The sequence below is a fragment of the Gilliamella sp. Imp1-1 genome (genome assembly GCF_001690415.1).
Taxonomy (GTDB): domain Bacteria; phylum Pseudomonadota; class Gammaproteobacteria; order Enterobacterales; family Orbaceae; genus Gilliamella; species Gilliamella bombi.
Map to the genome: position 1 here is coordinate 1 of NZ_LZHK01000066.1, position 19,332 is coordinate 19,332.

The 19,332-nt window shown below is 35.5% G+C and carries 20 protein-coding genes and 2 pseudogenes; 13 read left to right on the forward strand and 9 right to left on the reverse strand.

The window, feature by feature from the left end; all coding sequences use genetic code 11:
- Window positions 1–414, forward strand: a pseudogene (locus tag A9G38_RS12245) (antA/AntB antirepressor family protein); the annotation flags it as partial.
- A 304-nt stretch (window positions 415–718) separates the two neighbouring features.
- Here the strand turns inward: A9G38_RS12245 and A9G38_RS12250 are convergent.
- Window positions 719–892, reverse strand: coding sequence for a hypothetical protein (locus A9G38_RS12250; RefSeq protein WP_176700243.1), 174 nt, complete (start codon window positions 890–892; stop codon window positions 719–721).
- A gap of 133 nt (window positions 893–1,025) precedes the next feature.
- Between A9G38_RS12250 and A9G38_RS11700 the strand changes: the two genes are divergently transcribed.
- Genes A9G38_RS11700 through A9G38_RS06390 form a run of 6 tightly spaced genes read left to right on the forward strand, consistent with a single transcriptional unit; the run spans window position 1,026 to window position 4,956 of the window.
- On the forward strand, window positions 1,026–1,601 hold the full coding sequence (locus A9G38_RS11700; RefSeq protein ID WP_218056505.1) for a host cell division inhibitor Icd-like protein: 576 nt from the start codon (window positions 1,026–1,028) through the stop codon (window positions 1,599–1,601).
- The gene (locus A9G38_RS06370) at window positions 1,594–1,821 is read left to right on the forward strand and encodes a hypothetical protein (RefSeq protein ID WP_034914922.1); all 228 of its coding nucleotides are present in this window, start codon (window positions 1,594–1,596) and stop codon (window positions 1,819–1,821) included. Before A9G38_RS11700 ends, A9G38_RS06370 begins: the two co-directional genes overlap by 8 nt.
- Window positions 1,814–2,035, forward strand: a complete 222-nt coding sequence (locus A9G38_RS06375) for a hypothetical protein (protein WP_034914918.1) — start codon at window positions 1,814–1,816, stop codon at window positions 2,033–2,035. Before A9G38_RS06370 ends, A9G38_RS06375 begins: the two co-directional genes overlap by 8 nt.
- Window positions 2,022–2,213 (forward strand): hypothetical protein, encoded by a 192-nt coding sequence (locus A9G38_RS06380; RefSeq protein ID WP_034914915.1) that lies wholly within the window; start codon window positions 2,022–2,024, stop codon window positions 2,211–2,213. Before A9G38_RS06375 ends, A9G38_RS06380 begins: the two co-directional genes overlap by 14 nt.
- Window positions 2,206–2,580, forward strand: a complete 375-nt coding sequence (locus tag A9G38_RS06385; RefSeq protein WP_034914911.1) for a hypothetical protein — start codon at window positions 2,206–2,208, stop codon at window positions 2,578–2,580. The genes A9G38_RS06380 and A9G38_RS06385 overlap by 8 nt, the downstream gene beginning before the upstream one ends.
- A 12-nt stretch (window positions 2,581–2,592) precedes the next feature.
- Window positions 2,593–4,956, forward strand: coding sequence for a primase-helicase zinc-binding domain-containing protein (locus A9G38_RS06390; RefSeq protein ID WP_034914908.1), 2,364 nt, complete (start codon window positions 2,593–2,595; stop codon window positions 4,954–4,956).
- 746 nt (window positions 4,957–5,702) lie between these two features.
- Here the strand turns inward: A9G38_RS06390 and A9G38_RS06395 are convergent.
- Window positions 5,703–7,058 carry a PFL family protein gene (locus A9G38_RS06395; RefSeq protein ID WP_034914904.1) on the reverse strand — a complete coding sequence of 452 codons (1,356 nt, stop codon included), beginning with the start codon at window positions 7,056–7,058 and terminating at the stop codon, window positions 5,703–5,705.
- 35 nt (window positions 7,059–7,093) lie between these two features.
- On the reverse strand, window positions 7,094–7,363 hold the full coding sequence (locus A9G38_RS06400; protein WP_034914900.1) for an ACT domain-containing protein: 270 nt from the start codon (window positions 7,361–7,363) through the stop codon (window positions 7,094–7,096).
- A 140-nt stretch (window positions 7,364–7,503) separates the two neighbouring features.
- Between A9G38_RS06400 and A9G38_RS06405 the strand changes: the two genes are divergently transcribed.
- Both A9G38_RS06405 and A9G38_RS11705 read left to right on the forward strand, forming a co-directional pair.
- Window positions 7,504–8,718: a pyridoxal phosphate-dependent aminotransferase gene (locus A9G38_RS06405; RefSeq protein ID WP_034914897.1), complete on the forward strand. Its 1,215-nt coding sequence runs from the start codon at window positions 7,504–7,506 to the stop codon at window positions 8,716–8,718.
- A 209-nt stretch (window positions 8,719–8,927) separates the two neighbouring features.
- Window positions 8,928–9,717, forward strand: a pseudogene (locus tag A9G38_RS11705) (IS3 family transposase).
- Between the two features lie 138 nt (window positions 9,718–9,855).
- Here the strand turns inward: A9G38_RS11705 and A9G38_RS06415 are convergent.
- Entirely contained in the window at window positions 9,856–10,140 is a 285-nt protein-coding gene (locus tag A9G38_RS06415; RefSeq protein ID WP_034913968.1) for a hypothetical protein, read from the reverse strand.
- A gap of 832 nt (window positions 10,141–10,972) precedes the next feature.
- On the opposite strand from A9G38_RS06415, the gene envC reads away from it, so the two are divergent.
- Both envC and A9G38_RS06425 read left to right on the forward strand, forming a co-directional pair.
- A complete protein-coding gene (gene envC, locus A9G38_RS06420; RefSeq protein ID WP_051634275.1) occupies window positions 10,973–12,181 on the forward strand; it encodes a murein hydrolase activator EnvC in 1,209 nt (402 codons plus the stop codon).
- A complete protein-coding gene (locus A9G38_RS06425; protein WP_051634274.1) occupies window positions 12,181–12,999 on the forward strand; it encodes a divergent polysaccharide deacetylase family protein in 819 nt (272 codons plus the stop codon). The genes envC and A9G38_RS06425 overlap by 1 nt, the downstream gene beginning before the upstream one ends.
- Before the next feature lie 3 nt (window positions 13,000–13,002).
- Here the strand turns inward: A9G38_RS06425 and rapZ are convergent, their stop codons facing one another.
- The 4 genes from rapZ to dsbB all read right to left on the reverse strand — a co-directional run bounded on the left by rapZ (window position 13,003) and on the right by dsbB (window position 15,879).
- Window positions 13,003–13,851 (reverse strand): RNase adapter RapZ, encoded by an 849-nt coding sequence (rapZ, locus tag A9G38_RS06430; protein WP_034913961.1) that lies wholly within the window; start codon window positions 13,849–13,851, stop codon window positions 13,003–13,005.
- A gap of 81 nt (window positions 13,852–13,932) precedes the next feature.
- Window positions 13,933–14,526: an XTP/dITP diphosphatase gene (locus tag A9G38_RS06435; RefSeq protein ID WP_034913957.1), complete on the reverse strand. Its 594-nt coding sequence runs from the start codon at window positions 14,524–14,526 to the stop codon at window positions 13,933–13,935.
- 84 nt (window positions 14,527–14,610) lie between these two features.
- A complete protein-coding gene (gene rluA / locus A9G38_RS06440) occupies window positions 14,611–15,267 on the reverse strand; it encodes a bifunctional tRNA pseudouridine(32) synthase/23S rRNA pseudouridine(746) synthase RluA (RefSeq protein ID WP_034913953.1) in 657 nt (218 codons plus the stop codon).
- Between the two features lie 78 nt (window positions 15,268–15,345).
- Window positions 15,346–15,879 (reverse strand): disulfide bond formation protein DsbB, encoded by a 534-nt coding sequence (gene dsbB, locus A9G38_RS06445; RefSeq protein WP_034913950.1) that lies wholly within the window; start codon window positions 15,877–15,879, stop codon window positions 15,346–15,348.
- Between the two features lie 146 nt (window positions 15,880–16,025).
- Between dsbB and rluC the strand changes: the two genes are divergently transcribed.
- Together rluC and A9G38_RS06455 are read left to right on the forward strand one after the other, a co-directional pair.
- Complete coding sequence (gene rluC, locus A9G38_RS06450) at window positions 16,026–17,009, forward strand: 23S rRNA pseudouridine(955/2504/2580) synthase RluC (protein WP_034913947.1); 984 nt, start codon at window positions 16,026–16,028, stop codon at window positions 17,007–17,009.
- Between the two features lie 23 nt (window positions 17,010–17,032).
- The gene (locus tag A9G38_RS06455; protein WP_034913943.1) at window positions 17,033–17,695 is read left to right on the forward strand and encodes a histidine phosphatase family protein; all 663 of its coding nucleotides are present in this window, start codon (window positions 17,033–17,035) and stop codon (window positions 17,693–17,695) included.
- A gap of 66 nt (window positions 17,696–17,761) precedes the next feature.
- Here A9G38_RS06455 and A9G38_RS06460 read toward each other — a convergent pair whose 3' ends face one another.
- Complete coding sequence (locus A9G38_RS06460; protein ID WP_141671743.1) at window positions 17,762–19,213, reverse strand: beta-barrel assembly-enhancing protease; 1,452 nt, start codon at window positions 19,211–19,213, stop codon at window positions 17,762–17,764.
- Window positions 19,214–19,332: the final 119 nt, after the last annotated feature.

Below are 19,332 nucleotides of genomic sequence, written 5' to 3' on the forward strand. Positions count from 1 at the left end.
TTTATACGTTGTGAAGAACACCTTAAAGAAATCGCTCCAGCAATCCAAAAGAAAGCACTTAATCGATTAAAAGCGCGTTTAGAAGTCGCAGATTATAGCCGTCCTATGTGTGACGCATTAACAGAGCAACGTAAAGCACTGGGGAAAAGCGCAAATAACACCGTATTTACTAATGAATTCGATATGATTAACCGCATCGTATTAGGTACTACATCAAGCAAATACAAGAAAGCCAATAATCTTACTGGTAATATTCGTGACCACCTAAACGAATTTGAATTAAACCATATCGCATACCTTGAGAACGCAAATATAACATTAATCCATATTGGTTACGACTATCATCAGAGAAAAGCCGAGCTAATAAAGTTATCTCATGCTTATTTAATTCGTCATATGGCTCAGGTGGCTTAATTATGATGACTACACGCCCATTTAACGCCCTAGCAATAAAACAATATACCCAAGCCCTAAATAATCGCTTAAATTGCTATTTTGATGAGATTAACGCCATCCAAAAGGTGAAATCATTCTTCTTGGTTGGCAATAATTCTAGTTTTCAGCCAAAAGATTCTATTTCAGTGAAAACAAGTGTAAAAGTACGCACTAAGTACGCAGTGAAAACCGTTTTTTTAATGCGTACTAATCATTGCATGGGGTTGAATTTCAAAAGTATGTTTCTTGAGTCCATAAAAAGAAACCACAAGAAACTTAATTATTATGCTTTAGGTATAATTCCTCGTGATTGTAATTCTTTTCTTAAAACTCTTTTAATCCAAGTAGCCAAGCTAGTATCGCCATCTTTCATAGCTTCTTCTTCTAACTGTTGCCGAAATTCTTCGGTTAATCGCATTTGGTATTGTGGTGATCTTTTTTCTTTTGGTGTTGACATGGTAATTACCCGATATTATTATAATTACACGGTAACGACCATTATAATGGTCGTGCCCCAAAAAACAATAGCCCAAAGAGTTCACACCTCAATGAGCTATCTAACCACAATAACATTAACAGAGGTAATGATTATGGCTAACCGCTATGATAGCGCACACCTATGCGCAAGACAATCCAAACCATCTAAATCAAGTAAAAAACACTTGCACAATCTCAATCATTCGGGCTATATTGATAACGCCTTAGCAAAATCTAAGGTCAGGATTGAGACCCTGAACAGTTACTTGGCGACACATGACGCCCAAAGCGTCTTTTTTTGTGTCAATGCTTGCGCACACCTATTTATCAATATTTCTTCTATGGTGGCGTTAGTGGGGCAACCGAAAGGTTGGCTGGGTCACCAAGTAACCAGTAGTCTCAACCCTGTTAACGTCACCGCCAACGAGATTGAGACCTCTAGCGGTGATTATGTAAATCATTACTTGGAGGCTGTCACTATGACTACGATCCCTACCCCTATTATATCCACTCAAAAACTATATAAATTCTATGACCTATCAACGGCTCAAGTAGTCCAAACAACGGCAACAACCGAACGCCAAGCACGCAAGAGCCTAGGCAAATCATCCCTTATCTTTATTGCCAGAATTCGCTTATATCCAGTTATTGAAAGAGCCAGAAGCTTTGGAGGTTATAGCCATGAATAACGATCAGTTAATTTGTAATGTTGAATCTAAACTTATTCAAGTTCGGAGCATGGCTAAAATTGCCTTAGATAACACTAATTATAAGTGCGCAGGATATGACGAGCCTTTTATCGAACAAACCGATATGAGTAATTTACTGTGGGTTATCGTTGATTTAGTAGAGCAAGCTTTTGATGAGTTACAAGAGTATGGGTTAATGGAGGAGAAAAACAATGGCTAATATCTCACTGGACGCAATGAATACTATCAATACAAAACTAGGGCAAGCTAACGCTATCACCACGCTTTTAATGGTGGATTGTGATTCGGATACGCCAATTAATGATGAGTTACGCGCCTATGCCCTTGATGCTGTATCAGACTTGATTAACGATTCTAAAAAGCTATTTAGAAGCGAAACCGAGCGCAAGGAGGCAAAGAATGAAAGAGTTTGATTTTGTCCATAACAATGACGGCACTATTACCGCATTAAGGCTTAAAAATGGCAAATATGTAGCACTACTTTCTTTTGGCAAGGCTGAAATCCCTAACTTACTCGCTGATGTCACCAAACGATTACCGCCCGAAGTTAGGCGATACATGACACAAATTAAGGGGGTAAATCATGGATAATCAGCAAGAAGTAACAGCAATTCATCATAGTATCGTTGATTCTACCATGGCGATTATAGCAGGCTTATTTTTAATTGAGCAGATTAATAAAAACGGTGCCAAGGTGTTTATTCATGAGGGTATCAAGATTGATATTGACAAAGATTTAATTGTGTTAGGGCTAAAAGTTAGCCTTGAAGAATGTTTGATTGAAGACTTTGGCGAAAGTGAGGGGTTAAACCGCACCTATGGGCTATTAAAAAAGATGTACAGCGAAAGCAATGATAAACCTATGGCACTAACACAATTTGGGCAAGAAATGCTTGCATCGTTATTTATTGATTTAGCCGAAGATATTAAAGCTGAATCTAGCTCGACAATTCATTAAGGGGGGGATGTAATGAAAATCAATGAAATTACAGCCCAAGCCGTAGGTAAATGGGATTATATCTTTCAATCATTGGGTATTGAGGTGGGTAATGGCAAGCATTGCCCTTGCCCTGTCTGTGGGGGTAAGGATAGATTTAGATTTGATAACCAAAATGGTAGAGGTACTTATATCTGTAACCAGTGCGGTAGTGGTGATGGCTTAGAGCTTATCAAAAACTATTGTCAATGTGACGCTAAAGAAGCATCAAATAAAGTAGCGGAATGTTTAAATCTGTCTAATCACAAAATACGGGAAAATCTCGCATTTAGAAAAATAGATTCTGAACAATTACATAATGATAACATACCAGATAATCCCGTATGTAAAAAGGTCGAGTATTTGCTATCTAAAGCAACATTAGGGCAATCTCAATACCTGACCAAGAAAGGATTAACCTTTGATTTACCCTTGTTAGATAACGGGCGCATTTTTGTGCCCATGCTGAATCTTCATAATGAATATGCAGGTGGCCAATTTATCGAACCTGACGGCAGTAAGCACTTAATGAGAGGCTCAAATAAGAAAAGTGCTTTTATATTAGTGCGCTCAATATTGAGCAGACCTGCCCAGGTGTGCGCAAATTTGCTCGCACACAATGAAATTATTATCTGTGAGGGTTTAGCCACAGGGATATCGATAGCAGAATTCTGCCAACAGTCTATTGTTATATCCGCCATTGACGCAGGCAATCTTATTCATGTAGCTAAGTCTATTCGTGAACTGAATCCGACAGCTAAAATCATTATTGCAGGTGATAACGATATTGGTCAAAGCCCAAATACGGGCTTTGCTAAAGCAATAGAAGCAGCTCAAGCGGTAAATGGTTATTACTCCGTTCCTGATACAGATTATAAATGTGATTGGGATGATTATAGGCAACAATTTGGAAGCGATAACGCTTTGGCTCATTTTAATAAAAACCTCATAAAACCAGAGTTATCCACCATGACAAAACATAACATGCAAAACGAGTTATCAAGCATGAACCTATCGCAAATGGCATCAAGCCAACGCGCCGAGCTACTCAATCAATATTATGATAATAACCTTGCGATTAATCTTACTACCGATGAAATCTATCACTATCAAGATAACGCATGGCAACCTATAAGCGATAAACTATTAATGCGAACACTAGCCGATTTATTCACCCAATCAGGCGAACCATTTAACCCTATGCGAATTAGCTCAGCGGTTGAATCGCTCAGGTTATCACTGCCGATAATGGGAACACCTCAGAAAGATTTAATCTGCTTTAAAAATGGCGTATATGAGCTAAAAAGCCAAACCTTTAGACCGCACAATAAGCAAGACTGGCTATTGGTCAGTAATGATATTGATTACTACCCTGCCAAAGAAAATGAATCTTTTGATACTCACGCGCCAAACTTCGCTAAATGGCTAAAAAGAGCATCAGGCAATCAAGATAAGGCTAAAAATATCTTAGCTGCGCTATATATGATATTGGCCAATCGCCATGACTGGCAATTATTCTTAGAGGTTACAGGCGCAGGCGGTAGCGGTAAAAGTGTTTTTGCTGAAATTGCTACCATGTTATCAGGTAAAAACAATACCGTAATAGGTACTATGGACGCATTAGAAAAGGCAAGAGACAGAGCCTTAATCGTGGGTTACTCATTAGTCATATTACCCGACCAACCGCGTTATATGGGGAGTGGCGCAGGATTAAAAGCAATTACTGGCGGTGATGAAGTCGCAATAGACCCAAAACACAAGCAACCCTACTCTTGTAAAATCCCTGCGGTAGTCTTGGTTATCAATAACGAGGCTATGAGATTTAACGAGCGTAACGGCGGTATATCACGGCGTAGGGTTATCTTTCACTTTGGCGAGGTCATCCCTGAAAAAGAGCGAGATTTAAACTTGGTCAGCAAAATAGAGCAAGAACTCCCCTCAATTGTGAGGTTGCTATTAAATGAGTTTACCAGTCCAGCAGAAGCTAAAGAAAGACTACACCAGCAACAACAATCAGACGAAGCGACGGCGATTAAACGCGAATCCGACCACTTGGTAGATTTTTGTAGTTATCTTGATGCGCTTGATTATCCCAATGGTATGTTTATTGGCAATATGGGAATAATGCCCTTTAACCCCCGAAAATATTTATATCATGCTTATATTGAATACATCCGCAATACAGGTTTAAACAATCCGCTATCACTAACGCAATTTGGCACATCGCTTAATTATGCAATGAAAGAAAACGGTAAAGACTACATGCGTAAAAGAGCAAATAAAGGGATGAGAACCAACGTAGAGCTTAATATCAATACGAGTCAAGACTGGCTACCTAAAGCCGAAGAGCCTAACTAGTGGCTCAAATTGAGCTACTAAAATATAAAATAGAGACCGCCCTAATTGGCGGTTTTTTATTGAGTGAATACCTAAAGTGTACACTTGTGAATAGTAAATCATTAAGTGTTCACCTCTCAAACCCTTTTAGAATAAGGCTTCAAGCAAGTAGTGAACACCGTGAACACTTTTTTATAAAATTTTATTTTTATGGGGGGAGGTATAAAAATCTAAACCATAATTAATGGACACCGCTCACCTAGATAAATTTTTACACCGTCAAAATTCTAAAACCAATTTTTAACCTTTCAATTTGGCAAGATTAAAATACCTAATATTGGGGGTCAGTTTTTATTTTGGGGGTACAAATGGGGGTACGGCAAATAGAAGAAACAAACACAATGCTTTATGAAAAATGATTTAAACAGTGCTTTTCAAGTCCCGCTCACGCACCAAATCAATAAACAGCATCATTCTTTTAAACCCTACAAAGCACATCAAACCCAGTAATAACAAGCCTTAAAGTCTATTGTATTGTCCATTAAGTATCAGTAAGGTACATTTACAACCACACCTTTTAGGTATATACTTAAGTATATGAATATTATATGCTTAAAATTATTATGGCAAGAAAAGTAGCCTTGATAATAGATATCCGAATAAAAGCCATCAATTCATGAAATAAGGAATATTCATTATTTATAGCGATAATCCGCCTACCTTGCTGTAGACGGAGTAAGGGAAAATATTCATTTAAAATAAATATATTAGTTTTTAAATGAATGAATTGGAGCAGGAATTCTTCCACCTCGATTAATAAAATCACATGAACTAAATTTGTTTACTGACATAACGGGAGCATGGCCGAGTAAGCCACCAAATTCAATGTTATCTCCTACGTTTAAGCCCACTGCTGGAATAATTCGCACAGCTGTTGTTTTGTGGTTAATCACCCCTATTGCAGCCTCATCTGCAATGATCGCCGAAATAGTTTCAGCTGGCGTATCGCCTGGAATTGCAATCATATCCAGTCCAACAGAACAAACACAGGTCATTGCTTCTAGTTTTTCAAGATTAAGTGCACTGTTATTTACAGCATCAATCATACCTGCATCTTCCGAAACAGGGATAAATGCACCGCTTAATCCGCCAACATGGCCACAAGCCATTACTCCACCTTTTTTAACCGCATCGTTTAGCATAGCTAGTGCTGCAGTTGTACCGTGTGTACCGACTGCTTCTAATCCCATTTCTTCTAAAATGTGTGCAACCGAATCACCAATTGCCGGGGTTGGAGCTAACGATAAATCGACAATACCAAATTTAACGCCTAAACGTTCAGAAGCTTCTTTACCGACCAGTTGCCCCATACGAGTAATTTTAAATGCAGTTTTTTTGATAGTCTCAGCTACAACATCAAATGGCTGACCTTTGACTTTTTCAAGTGCTCGCTTAACTACACCAGGACCACTGACACCAATGTTAATGACGCAATCAGCTTCACCTACGCCATGAAAGGCACCTGCCATAAATGGATTATCTTCAACAGCATTAGCAAACACTACTAACTTAGCGCAGGCCATGCTACTATTATCAGCTGTTAATTGCGCGGCTTCTTTGATGACATTTCCCATTTGCTTTACTGCATCCATGTTGATCCCAGTTTGTGTAGAGCCAACATTTACCGAAGAGCAAACTCGTTCAGTTTGTGCAAGTGCTTGTGGAATTGATTTAATTAAAATTTCATCACCTTTATGGTAACCTTTTTGTACCAGTGCTGAAAATCCACCAATAAAGTTAACATTAACTGCTTTGGCCGCTTCATCCAAAGTTTTAGCAAACGCTACATAATCTTTATCATCACTAGCACCGGCAATTAAAGATATTGGCGTAACAGAAATACGTTTATTGATTATTGGAATACCAAATTCTGAAGTAATCTGATCACCTACTTTAACAAGATCTTTTGCCAGACGTGTAATTTTGTTATAAATCTTTTGGCGTGCTTTTTCACCATCACTATCTATACAATCAAGAAGAGAAATACCCATGGTTATTGTGCGGATATCAAGTTTTTCTTCCTCAATCATTTTAATGGTTTCGAGGATCTGTTTTGTTTCCATTAGTATTATCCTTTTATTAAAATATAGAATTAATATTATAAACGATGCATAGCATCAAAAATTTCTTCTCTTTGAAGATTGACTTTAACTTTTAGATTTTGACCTGTTTGCATCAACACAGTTTTTACTTCATCAAATGACACATTAATTTTAGATAGGTCAAGTAACATAATCATCGTAAAATACTCATCCATGATAGTTTGGCTGACATCTAAAATATTAATATTTAATTCATATAACTTTTGGCTAATACCAGCAATAATACCTGTTTGATCTTTACCAATTACCGTTAAAATGGTTTTCATATCACTCTCCCGCACAAAAAATAGACAATTAAATAATATTTATTGAGCTAACTATAATAGCATCTTCAAAAATTATCGAAATAGGAGTAGATTGTTTTTTTCAGTAAAAATATCAACACAAGAACTAAAAAGAGCAACTTATGGTAAATTTCTCAAAATCCACAAAATTGGATCATGTTTGTTACGATATCCGTGGTCCAATTCTAGAGCATGCAAAACGACTGGAAGAAGAAGGTCAAACTATCCTGAAACTCAATATTGGAAACCCAGCGCCGTTCGGTTTTGCTGCGCCTGACGAATTATTAATTGATGTGATTAGAAACTTACCTTCCTCACAAGGATATTCCGATTCTAAAGGCCTTTATTCTGCTCGTAAAGCAATCATGCAGTATTATCAAGCTCGCGGAATTAATAGTTTAGATGTTGAAGATATTTACATCGGTAATGGTGTATCAGAATTAATCGTTCAATCCATGCAGGCCTTACTAAATAGTGGAGATGAAATACTCGTACCTATGCCTGATTACCCATTATGGACAGCAGCTATTAGTTTGTCTGGAGGTAGCGCTGTGCACTATCTTTGCGATGAAGAATCAAATTGGTCACCTGATATTGAAGATATTAAACGGAAAATAACTCCAAATACTAAAGGAATAGTAATTATTAATCCTAACAACCCGACAGGCGCTGTTTATAGTAAAGAAGTATTACTTGAGATCGCTGAAATCGCTCGTCAAAATAATCTAATTATCTTCGCTGATGAGATTTACGATAAAATTTTATACGATGATGCCGTGCATTATTCAGTTGCCGCGTTAGCACCCGATTTATTTGTTATTACTATGTGTGGCTTATCAAAAACTTATCGAGTTGCTGGTTTTAGGCAAGGCTGGATGGCGCTTTGTGGCCCTAAAAACCATGTAAAAGGCTATATTGAAGGCTTAAATATGCTAGCTTCAATGCGTTTATGTGCTAATGTGCCATTACAACATGCTATTCAAGGAGCGCTAGGAGGTTACCAAAGCATCAATGAATTTATTGTTCCTGGAGGTCGCTTATATGATCAATGTATGTTGGCATGGCGTTTACTTAATGAAATCCCTGGGGTTTCATGTACTAAACCACAAGGTGCCTTGTATCTATTTCCAAAATTAGATCAAAAAAAATTCAACATCCATAACGACCAAAAACTCGTATTAGATTTTTTGTTACAAGAAAAAGTATTACTTGTACAAGGAAGCGGCTTTAATTGGCATAAACCGGATCACGTTAGAATTGTTGCTTTGCCTCATTCAGGTCAACTTGAAGACGCTATTGGAAGATTTGCTCATTTTCTATCTTCCTATAAGCAATAAATCGCTCATTGATTAATCCCCAGTTTCTGCTGGGGTAATTTTAATAGCTCAGCCAAAATAGATTTATAAAACCATATTTAACATTGTCTTTTTATTGTGTAAAATACGGCTTATCTTCCTGTTTGAAACTTTGGATAGGCTACACTAATTAGTACCAGTTTTATAAGGTCATTGTTATGATAGACTAAAAATAAAAGAAGGTAACAACAATGACAATCGATTCATCGCGAAGAACAAAACGTAGCTTTACTAACGAGTTCAAAAAACAAATGGTCATGCTATATCAAAATGGTAAAAAACGTGTGGATATCGTCTCAGAGTATGACCTCACCAAGTCAGCATTAGATAAGTGGATAACGCAGTACCAAACTACTGGCTCATTCATCGCAAAAGATAATCGTCGAACTGAAGAGAACGAACTTATCGCGCTACGCAAAGAGAATAAACGCTTGTTAATGGAGAATGATATCCTAAAGCAAGCGGCGTTGATAATGGGAAGAAAATCGAGTTAATTTTACATAATAAGCATTGATACAGCTTACGTGCATTATGTCGATGTTTAAATGTAACCCGAAATCGTTTCTATTATCAACGGCAATTGACGCAGCAACCACAAGATATATCGCTGAGTGAAATAGTGGGTGAAATTTTTAATAATAATTATCGTGCTTATGGTACAAGGCGTCTGCAAGCAGAGCTGAGAAAGCAAGGCATAACCGTGTCTCGACGCCGAATAGGTCGAATCATGGCGAAAAATGGCTGGGTTTCGAAATACACCTGTAAAAAAGGTCGTTAAGTCGCAAAGGCTGTCCTTATGATAACGCAATTGCAGAAAGCACATTTAAAGCAGTGAAAACAGAATTTGTGTCAAATACTATTTTTGATTCACTGGCGCAACTTAAGTTGGAATTTAATCACTATGTGGATTGGTTTAATTATAATCGACTTCATTCAACATTAAATTACCAGTCGCCGATTGAATACAAAAGAGATCAATGACCTTATCTTTTTGGTACTAAAAAGTGTGGACATACCGATTTGATATTGTTGATCCATAAATATTATTGTTAATAAAGGCTGATTAATTTTTAAATAAATACGTAAAGTCCAAATATAGAATCAAAAAAACGATCATATTTATTGCTTATTTTTAATAATTATTTTTTTTAATCTTTTAATTTCATTAATTAATTTGGGAATATCTTGTCGTGCGTGTGCAATAAATTCTTGATCATCTATTGTTCCACCAATAAGTTCAATATTTTTTCCACGATTACATTCAGTTCCTGTGAGAATAAAATTTGAGCCACTAGTATGATCTCTACCTTCTACATATGATATCCATGACCCTTTTGTTGCTTTTTTACATCGCTGAATTATTAGATTCAATTCATCATCTGATATTTTATTGTCATCTTGCATTAATGATTCCTTTTGAGGTTTGATTTGGCTGATAGATTCTTATGAGTAGGTGTCATGAATCATCAGATTGCTTCGTACATACCTATATTATTTTGTTATTTCGGTAATATTGTTGTCTATATTGGTCTGGCGATAACTTACCTTCAGTTGTGGTGTATACGATTATAATAAATTTAAATATATTCATAATATTGTTAGCCAGATTCGTCATTGTAGTAACAACATGAATAATATATGTTTTGAGTGTATAAGAAAAGCTCAACGACCTTATTATCGCAATAATTTGTCTATCGACTAATGCTTTGCCTAGGCTCAAATTATCAACAGTAAATTTTTATCAACTTACCGTAATGTGTTGCTTGCTATTCTTGATAATTTTACTTCTAGTTGTTAATGGATTTTAATTATGCTTTCATCAATAAATTTTCATTATAAATATTGTATATAATGAATAAATTTATATATTTTAATTAATGTACTTTTCTGACCGTAGATTAAAACATAGGTAAATCATACTTTAGTAGTTAAATTTCTTGGTATATTTCGCTAGGGATGCCAAAAACTTGCATTCTGTATAAAGTAGCTTTTAGTATGTTGTTATGTATTTGTTTATTGTGAATTCGACCTGTATTCAAAATTAGTAAAGTCACGGATAGCTCACTTTAATAATAACTATTTTTCCGTTCAGAAATGAGATACAAAACATACTAATTTTTTATCTAAAAAAACAAATTATCCTACTTTGTGTGGGTTTCATTTTGCATCTTGGCCTATTTATCGGTATAGTGGTATTATCATTGTTGTTTGGTTATAAATCATAAATATAAACGCCATGTCTGTTTATCAGAAAATTATTGTGATTGTTTTTGTTGGATTAATAAAAATTAGTTTTTTATATGCTAATGATAATCAGCAACTTCAATCTTTACGTCACGCTATTGAAGAACAAGAAAAGCGTTTAGCACAACAAAAAGAAGAGCGTAATAAGTTAGTCAATAATCTTAAAGAACAAGAAACCAAAATAGCTAATCTTTTAACCTCAATTGAAAAGAATGATTTATCACTTAAGAAACTCGATCAAGAAATCAACAATTTGATTGGACAAATTGATATATTAACTATAAAACAAAAACATCAAAGAATTATATTATCAAAGCAGCTCGAAAGTGCATTTAAACTAGGCAAAACAACTGGTTTGGAGTTAATTTTTTCGGGCGAAAAAAGCGAACGTAATGATCGTATAATTGCTTATTACCGCTATATTAATCAAGCACGGCAACAGCAAATTCACAATCTTCAAGATACTCAAACCCAATTGACCGAGAAGAGAATTGAGTTACAAAAGAAACAAGCTTTGCATAAAGAATTACAAATTAGACAGAAAGAACAACAAGTAGGACTTGAAAAAAAACGTCAAAATCGACAAAACACGATAACTTCTCTTGAATCATTGATGCAATTAAATCAACAAAAATTAACCGATTTGCGTAATAATGAAGCTAAACTACAGGCTAAAATTGCTCAAGCTGAACGTAAAAATAGACGTATTGCAGAAGAAGAAGCAAAACAAGCAAAATATATTGAAGAAAAGCAGAATAATTCTCGTTATACTCCTAATCCTGATGAGCTAGCATTAATGGCTCGCGTAAGTGGTATTGGTAAGCCACAGCATCAGTTTAATTGGCCTGTAAATGGTAATATTGTGCATCAATTTGGAGAATCACTCCAAGGTGAGCTACGTTGGAAAGGGATGGTGATTAATGCTACAGATGGTGCTCAAGTTAAAGCCATTGCCGATGGACGGGTCATCTTGGCAAGTTGGTTACAAGGTTATGGTTTTGTTGTTGCATTAGATCATGGTAAAGGTGATATGAGTTTATATGGTTATAACCAACGTATTTTAGTTGCGGTGGGTGATAAGATTCATATTGAACAACCTATTGCATTGGTTGGTTCAAGTGGTGGGAAAAACATATCTGCTTTATATTTTGAGATTCGCCGTGATGGTAAGGCACTTGATCCGAGAGAGTGGTTAAAGTAATGCGTCGTTTTATTAACCTTTTTTTTATCATTTTCTTGGCGTTAAATTCCAACTATGTATGGGCTGCAAAACTTGCAATAGTTATTGATGATTTTGGCTATCGCCAACATAATGAAGAGCAAATAATTTCATTTTCTCCTAATATTACTATTGCAGTTTTACCAAATTCGCCTAATGCTAAACGTATTGCAACTATAGCCCATAATAATGGTAATGATGTGTTAATTCACTTACCTATGGTTCCATTAGGTAAACAGCCTCTGGAAAAAGACACTCTATTTCCTTCTATGGATGAAGCTGAAGTGAACCGAATAGTGAAAAATGCTGTTGAACGAGTGCCTTATGCCATTGGAGCGAATAATCATATGGGAAGTTTGATGACATCAGATCTTACTGGTATGATAAAAGTTATGAAAGCATTAAGTCAATATTCGATGTTTTTTTTAGATAGTAAAACAATCGGTAAGACTCAAATAAAAAAAGCTGCTAGCTACTATAACATCCCAGTATTAACGCGTGATGTATTTTTAGATGCTCAACAAAAAGAAAGTGCTATTAGCTTGCAATTTGATTTGGCTGTAAAATTGGCTCGAAAAAATGGTGTTGCTATTGTTATTGGCCATCCACATCCACAAACGATTAATATATTAAAACAGAAGCTTGCAAATTTACCTTCAGATATTGAACTGGTTAAGATAAGTCAATTAATTACGGCAATACCAGCTTCAGTTAATCATAAAACTACACTAAAAGACATTTTTGGAAAATGTAAAAAACGCATTGAGGAAATATCGAATTTTAAAATTGAAGAAGAATAGTCATTACTTTTTTTCTAAAGTTCGGTGGCGAATTTTTACTTGTTTGTTTTGTGCTTTAAAAAATGAGGCCAATTGTTCAGCAATGAAAACAGAGCGATGTTGACCACCAGTACATCCAATAGCAATGGTTAAGTAACTGCGGTTGTTTTTTTCTAATAAAGGTAGCCATTGATTTAAGTAATTGGCAGTCTGATAGATAAAATTGGATACTTCATTGTGTTGTAATAAATATTCTTTTACCGGCTCATCTAATCCTGTTAATGGGCGCAAATTCACTTCCCAATGCGGGTTAGGTAAAAACCTGACATCAAATACAAAATCAGCATCAACGGGTAAGCCATGTTTAAAGCCAAATGATTCAAAAATAATGGTTAATTCACGCTCTTTTTTACCTAAAATACGTGATCTTAATATGTCTGATAGTTCATGTACTGATAGGTCATCGGTATTTATAACTAGGCTTGCGTTTGATTTTAAAGGTTCTAGATATTTTTCTTCAAGATCTATTGCTTCTTCAAGGGAATAGTGTTGATTGGTTAATGGATGTATTCGTCGTGTTTCACTATAGCGTCGAATTAACGTATTACGACTACAATCGAGGAAAAGTATTTCAGGTGTCACCGATTCGGGTAAACGTTGAAATATATCGTTATTAAAATCAAATTGTTCCGGCAAATTTCGAATATCAATGCTAACAGCAACTGGAGTGTTGTGGTTTTTTAATGAGTTGGCTAATTGAGGTAATAAAGCAACTGGGATATTATCAACACAATAAAATCCCATATCTTCTAGAGCGCGTAGGGCGATTGATTTTCCCGATCCAGAGCGACCACTTACTATCATTATAATCACAATATTAACTCCAATATCATTAATGTATTAAGTATATACTGTTTACTTCTTGATATGCAATTTCGAGTATAAATAAGTTTGCTAAGCAGTTTTAATTTTTTCAATCAATTGTTTTAGAGCTTGACCTCGATGTGATATTTGGCTTTTTTGTTCTTTTGTTAGCTGTGCTGCGGTGCACCCCAGTTTTGGTACATAAAAAAGTGGATCATAGCCAAATCCCCCATCACCTTGTTCTTCATTTAAAATTAAACCGTCCCACTTTCCTAAACAAATGATAGGTGTAGGGTCGTTTTCGTGTCTCATAAAAACTAACGCACAATAAAAATAAGCGGTGCGTTTTTCTTTTGGGATATTTTGTAGTGCTTTAAGTAATTTTTGATTGTTACTTTTGTCGTTACCGTGTTCACCAGCATAACGAGCAGAATAGATCCCAGGTTGTCCTCCAAGTGCATCGACCGCTAAGCCTGAGTCATCAGCAATGGCCGGTAGTCTAGTTAATTTGGCAGTATGTCTTGCTTTTAAAAGTGCATTTTCAATAAATGTTAAACCTGTTTCGTCGGCATCCGGTATATTAAATTGGCTTTGTGCAATAATATCAAAACCTGCATTAGCGAGTAATGTTTGCAATTCATTGACTTTGCCTTGATTATTCGTTGCTAAAACAATTTTTTGCATTTTAATTTCCTTTATATCAGTTGTTTATCTTTTATTCGCATGAGCAGATTTTATATAATGGTCGCTAATTTTATATTTCTATTTTTAAAAATCAGGTTCGCAGCTAAACGTCATACTTTCGCCTGTTTTAGGATGGTTAATTGTTAGTAATTGAGCATGCAATAGCAGCCTTTTAGACATAGTAAAGGCTTCAGGGTGGGCATAGAATTTATCGCCTAAAATAGGGTGACCAATGGCTTGCATATGTACCCGTAATTGATGTGATCGCCCAGTAAACGGAAATAATTGCACTCGTGTTGTGTTGTCTGGATTGCGTGAAATGACTTGATACTCTGTCAGTGCATGTTTGCCATTTTCTAAATCGACCATTTGCCTTGGTCGATTGGGCCAATCACAAATTAGGGGTAATTCAACACGACCAGAATCTTGCTCAAGATGCCCATGCACTACAGCAATATAGTTTTTTTTAGGAATACGTTCACGAAATTGTTTTTTTATCTCTCGATCGGCGAGTTTAGAAAGTGCGGCAACCATGATACCACTGGTTGCCATATCTAACCGATGCACGGATTCGACGTAGCTATATTTTTGTTGCAATCGGTGAATAATACTATCAATAAATTGAGGTTTATTGCCCGAAACCGACAAAATACCCGGTTGTTTATTTACAACCACAATATGGTCGTCTTGATGCAAAATTGATAGCCAAGGTTCAATAGGTGGGTGGTATTCCAAAAGCATTTATGTGTGACGTTTGTAAAATAAAATTATCACACATTCTAACAAACTCAACAAAAAGTGCTAGTTTTATAAATAAAGTCATTTACTCCAGATTGAATTTTTTGAGGATAAAAAGAACTGAGATATTAATACAGCCAAGCCAACAATAAAATAGCAAGCAAAAATAATAATCATCCATTGTGACATTTCAATTGTTAGAAATGTCCAAATTTTATCGGCACATGAACCATAAGCATTAAACAAACTAGGAAACCACGAATCTAATGGTAGCCAAGTAGGAAATTGTACGTTAATTGAGCAAGTATCATTTAGGTTAGGTTCAAATTGTAGATGAGCATGAAATGTTGCTAATGAAAAGCCTTTATAGGCGCTAAAAAGCCAAATGAAAATACCTATTAATCGAACAAAAATGTTGCGAGGAGCAATTATTCCAATAATGCTAGCCAACATGATACCAAAAATAGCGCAACGCTGATAAATGCAGAGAGTACAAGGCGCAAGCCCTAAACCATGTTGAAAATAAAGTGCGGTTATTTCAAAAGTAAAAGTAGAAAAGAACAATAAGAACCAAGCCAATCTAGCTTGTGAGTATTGATTAAGCAATGATAACATACTATTTTATTCCCTCAGATTTCGCTATAATCTTTCTTCTTTAATTATATTGAATATAATCTATCTTATTTTTACTACGATAGTGTAGTTTATTTTTGAGTAATGTAAAACGATTTTATTTATTGACGGCGGATTAATCATTCCTTATGCACTCAACGGTTCCACATACAAAACTACAAGTCTCATTTGTTACTATTTCTGAGGAAAATGCGACACAGCGTATTGATAACTTTTTAATCACCTATTTAAAAGGTGTGCCAAAAAGTATGATTTATCGCATTTTAAGAAAGGGTGAGGTTCGTGTTAATAAAAAACGGATTAAACCTGAATATAAATTAAATATTGGCGATGAAATTCGTATTCCTCCTGTTCGTATGACTGAAAAACCCACGCCAGAGATTTCGACCAAGCTTAATAAAGTCGCTGATTTAGAAAAGGCAATCATCTATGAAGATGAGGTAATGTTGGCAATTAATAAGCCATCAGGTATTGCTGTTCATGGTGGTAGTGGCTTAAGTTTTGGCGTGATTGAAGGATTACGCGCCTTAAGACCTGAAGCGAAATTTTTGGAGTTGGTGCATCGCATAGATCGCGAAACATCGGGAGTGTTATTGATTGCTAAAAAACGCTCAGCACTAAAAGCATTACATGAGCAGTTGCGCCTTAAGCAAATGCAAAAAAATTATTTGGCGCTTGTTAAGGGGAATTGGCCTTCTGAATGTAAAGTGATACAAGCCCCACTGCTTAAAAATGTATTAAAAAGCGGTGAGCGTGTGGTGAAGGTTGATAAAGAGGGTAAACCTTCTGAAACGCGCTTTAAAGTTGAGGAGCGTTTCAATTTTGCCACTTTGATTAAAGCTAGCCCTGTTACTGGGCGTACACACCAAATTCGCATACATACTCAATACGCTAGTCATCCAATTGCTTTTGATGATCGTTATGGCGATAGACAATTTGATGCGTTATTAGCTGATACTAAGCTTAATCGTTTATTTTTACATGCAGCAAGTGTAAGGTTTATTCATCCTAAAAGTTTGCAAGAGATGCAATTAAATGCACCAATGGATGATGTTTTGCAGGCTTGCTTGTCGTATCTAAGAAAAGATAAATATGAAAAAACAGAATCTTAAAATAAAAAAGGTAGTTAGTACGAATGAAAGATATTAATTTATATTTAATTAGACATGGTCAAACGCAGTGGAATATTAAAGATCAGATGCAAGGTTCTCAAAATTCACCTTTAACAGATCAAGGTATTTTGGGTGCTAAAGTGACAGGACAACATTTAAAAAATGTTCTTTTTATGCAAGCATACTCAAGTACACAACAACGAGCTATGGAAACTCGAGATTATATTGTTAAAGAAAATAATATAGTTATTCCTACTTTTGAGCTTGCTGATTTGCGTGAGATGGATTTTGGCATTTGGGAAGGCAAGAAAGTCCCTCAATTGAAAAAGGAGTTTCCAGAATTTACTACTTATTTGACAGATCCTGCTAATTTTGATGTTTCGGTCAATCAAGGTGAAAATTATCTTGATATCCTTTCGCGTATGAAGCAGGGGTTAAATACTATTGTAAAAAATGCACCTCAAGATACGGGTAATATTTTGGTTGTGTCACATGGAACGGTATTACGTATATTACTTTGTGTTTTAAATGGTGGTGATTGGCGTTTACATCGTGATGAGGATTATTTTCCTCGAATGTTAAATACTAGCATTAGTGTGGTTAATTATAAGCAAGGTAATGATCAATCTGAAGGGATATTTACTGTAAAATTTTTCAATAATGTGGATCATTTAGTTGATAAATAAGTATTTTGTTATCTTCTCGACTAGTGGTTGTGTAAATAATTAGTCGAGAAGGTTTTGTTAATAAAATTATCGTTTATAAGCTGCATAACGTTTTTGTAGCTGTTTTAATTGATTAATTCTTGCATCAATTTTAGAAATCATTGTCTGATCGCCTTTTGTTTGATTCTTAGCATTTTGTAGTAGTTGAATGGATTGTTGAAATTGACCTTCTAATGCAATTAATTCCGCTCTAGCACTCATTTCTTTTGCTCTTGCATGTAATCCTCCGTAAGCAGTGACGAGCAATTCCCATCCATTTGAGTCATCATTATGGTCAAAAGTATAGCGATGTAACAAGCTTACGGCTTGTTGATAGTTTTTGTTTTTTATATACGCATTAGCTAAGTTTAGTTGCAATGCAGAACTATTTGGTGCTTTTTTTAATGCTGCTTGTAGGCGAGTGATTGCAGTACTGCTATTGTTGAGCGCTAAATCAATATCAGTCATTAAATCAATATACCAAATATTATTGGGATCACTATCTAATAATGGCTGTAGTTGTTGTTTGGCTTTTTGATTATTTCCACTTAGATTATCTACTAAAGCATTAGCATAAATAATAGCTGTCTTACTTTGTTCATTGTTTAGTTTTTTATAATCTTCAAGTAATAGCTTTGCGGTATTTTTATTTTTAACCATTAATATGGCCAATCGAGCTTTCGCTAAATAGTAGTTTAATGACGGAGATACATTTTTTTTGCTATATTGCAATGAACGATTTCGAATATCGGTTAATCGGCTGTTAGGTAATGGGTGAGTAAGTAAAATTTCGGGAGCTTTACTACTAAATCGGCTTTGATCGGCAAGTTTTTGTAGAAACTCTGATGAAGCATAAGGATCAAACCCTGCTTTAGCAAGCGTTCTTAAACCAACACGATCGGCTTCTTGTTCATTACTTTGCGTAAAACTAATCATATTTTGAGCTGATCCTGCCATGGTGCTTGTCATCGCCGCCATACCAGCTTCGGGATTGGCTAATGTTAGTAGTAGAGAGCCTAATGTTGCACCCCAAACATAAGGGCTATTACGGTTTTGGTTTTCCATTGCTCTGGCTAAATGGCGTTGGGTGACATGGCCAATTTCATGAGATATAACAGAGGCTAATTGACTTTCATTGTCGGTGTCTAATATTAGTTTAGAATGAATGACGACATTCCCACCAAAAAAAGCAAATGCGTTAAGTACGTCACTTTTCATAATATAAAAATGAAATGGCGTTTTTACTGATTCTGATTTTGATACTAATTTTTTGCCTAGATCATTAATATATTGGTTTAAAACAGGGTCGTTTATTATGGGAGCACTTGCTCGTAACATTCGCATATAATAATCGCCCATTTCCATTTCTTGGCCAATGCTAAGCGTTGTGGCTGCCGCAGTACCAATATCGGGGAGGTTGATATTATCAGCATAAACGATAGATGTACTTTGTAATAATAATGAGGTGGATAATATCAATGCGATTGTTTTTTTTAACATTATTCTAACCAATTAAAATAAGAGTTGCGTTGATTTATTCTAGCTGAAAAAAATAACAATATCACTTTGAATTTATAATTAGAGGTTTAACTTATTTAATGTAACATGTGTTACGAATA

Bases quoted from the DNA above. Each gene is read 5' to 3' on its own strand.
- A9G38_RS06405 (WP_034914897.1), top strand. From the start codon at position 7,504: ATGGTAAATTTCTCAAAATCCACAAAATTGGATCATGTTTGTTACGAT.
- A9G38_RS06415 (WP_034913968.1), bottom strand. From the start codon at position 10,140: ATGCAAGATGACAATAAAATATCAGATGATGAATTGAATCTAATAATT.
- A9G38_RS06400 (WP_034914900.1), bottom strand. From the start codon at position 7,363: ATGAAAACCATTTTAACGGTAATTGGTAAAGATCAAACAGGTATTATT.
- A9G38_RS06390 (WP_034914908.1), top strand. From the start codon at position 2,593: ATGAAAATCAATGAAATTACAGCCCAAGCCGTAGGTAAATGGGATTAT.
- A9G38_RS06380 (WP_034914915.1), top strand. From the start codon at position 2,022: ATGAAAGAGTTTGATTTTGTCCATAACAATGACGGCACTATTACCGCA.
- A9G38_RS06455 (WP_034913943.1), top strand. From the start codon at position 17,033: ATGAAAGATATTAATTTATATTTAATTAGACATGGTCAAACGCAGTGG.
- envC (WP_051634275.1), top strand. From the start codon at position 10,973: ATGTCTGTTTATCAGAAAATTATTGTGATTGTTTTTGTTGGATTAATA.
- rluC (WP_034913947.1), top strand. From the start codon at position 16,026: ATGCACTCAACGGTTCCACATACAAAACTACAAGTCTCATTTGTTACT.
- A9G38_RS06385 (WP_034914911.1), top strand. From the start codon at position 2,206: ATGGATAATCAGCAAGAAGTAACAGCAATTCATCATAGTATCGTTGAT.
- A9G38_RS12250 (WP_176700243.1), bottom strand. From the start codon at position 892: ATGTCAACACCAAAAGAAAAAAGATCACCACAATACCAAATGCGATTA.
- dsbB (WP_034913950.1), bottom strand. From the start codon at position 15,879: ATGTTATCATTGCTTAATCAATACTCACAAGCTAGATTGGCTTGGTTC.
- rluA (WP_034913953.1), bottom strand. From the start codon at position 15,267: ATGCTTTTGGAATACCACCCACCTATTGAACCTTGGCTATCAATTTTG.
- A9G38_RS06425 (WP_051634274.1), top strand. From the start codon at position 12,181: ATGCGTCGTTTTATTAACCTTTTTTTTATCATTTTCTTGGCGTTAAAT.
- A9G38_RS11700 (WP_218056505.1), top strand. From the start codon at position 1,026: ATGGCTAACCGCTATGATAGCGCACACCTATGCGCAAGACAATCCAAA.
- A9G38_RS06395 (WP_034914904.1), bottom strand. From the start codon at position 7,058: ATGGAAACAAAACAGATCCTCGAAACCATTAAAATGATTGAGGAAGAA.
- A9G38_RS06370 (WP_034914922.1), top strand. From the start codon at position 1,594: ATGAATAACGATCAGTTAATTTGTAATGTTGAATCTAAACTTATTCAA.
- A9G38_RS06375 (WP_034914918.1), top strand. From the start codon at position 1,814: ATGGCTAATATCTCACTGGACGCAATGAATACTATCAATACAAAACTA.
- A9G38_RS06460 (WP_141671743.1), bottom strand. From the start codon at position 19,213: ATGTTAAAAAAAACAATCGCATTGATATTATCCACCTCATTATTATTA.
- A9G38_RS06435 (WP_034913957.1), bottom strand. From the start codon at position 14,526: ATGCAAAAAATTGTTTTAGCAACGAATAATCAAGGCAAAGTCAATGAA.